The following is a 916-nucleotide window of genomic DNA, read 5'->3' on the forward strand; positions in this document are numbered from 1 at the left end:
GCGCTCGGCCATGCGCGGGCGGAAGGCGGGCGGCGATCGTCGATCGTGTCGGCGCTCGCCGCTTTGGGCGACGCCTCCTACGCGCTGTACCTCGTCCACCCCTTCGCCCTGCGCGCCTTGCGCGAGGTCTTGGTGCGCGCGAACCTCGCGGCCCTGCTCGACCCCTGGGCCGCGCTCGCCCTGATGCTGGCGGCCAGCGTCGCGGCAGCGCTCCTCGTCCACGCCTTCGTCGAGCGCCCGATGACGCGGCTGGCCCGCGCGCGCCTCGATCCGGCGCCCGATCCGAGTCCGAAAACCGTGTGAGCGCCGGGGGACGGCGAGTTTCCCGCCGCCGCGATCCGCATTAGCGTCGCCCCAACGATGGCGAACCCCAAACGAGGCGACGCGATGAAGACCCTTCTGGTGCCGATCGCGCTCCACGACGCCCTGCCCTCGGTGCTGGAGACGACGCGCCTCGTGGCGCAGCGCTTCGGCAGCCTGATCGAGGGCGTGTCGCTGCGGCCGGCGCTCGCCGAGTACGTGCCCGTGGACATGGTCGGCGGCATGACCTGGCTGCGCGACGAGGAGGCCGACCGCGCCGAGGCCGAGGAGGCCGGCGGCCGCTTCGTCGCCTTCATGGACGCGGCCGGCATCCCGCGCCATGCCCGCGACGGCCTCTGCGTTCCCGAGAACGTCGCCGGCGCCGGCGCCCGCTACCGCTGGCGCCAGGACGTGCCGGCGGGCGACGCCTTCCTCGGGCAGTACGCGCGCCTGTTCTCGGCCACGATCGTCGGGCGCCCGGGCGCCGCCGACGGCACGCCGCGCATGACCACCCTGGAGACGGCCCTGTTCGAGGGCGGGCGCCCGATCCTGGTGGCGCCGCCCACCCCGCCGACGCGGTTCGGCGACGCCATCGTCGTCGCCTGGAACGGCTCGA

Annotated in this window: 1 protein-coding gene and 1 pseudogene; both read left to right on the forward strand. The window is 75.0% G+C overall.

Annotation, left to right across the window (positions count from 1 at the left end; translation table 11 throughout):
* Nucleotides 1-303: acyltransferase family protein (locus tag FV222_RS27500; RefSeq protein WP_147816303.1), on the forward strand; the 303-nt coding region annotated here is incomplete at its 5' end.
* 84 nt (nt 304-387) lie between these two features.
* Nucleotides 388-916 (forward strand): annotated as a pseudogene (locus tag FV222_RS27505) (universal stress protein); the annotation flags it as partial.

This window comes from Methylobacterium sp. WL103 (assembly GCF_008039885.1).
Classification (GTDB): Bacteria; Pseudomonadota; Alphaproteobacteria; order Rhizobiales; family Beijerinckiaceae; genus Methylobacterium; species Methylobacterium cerastii.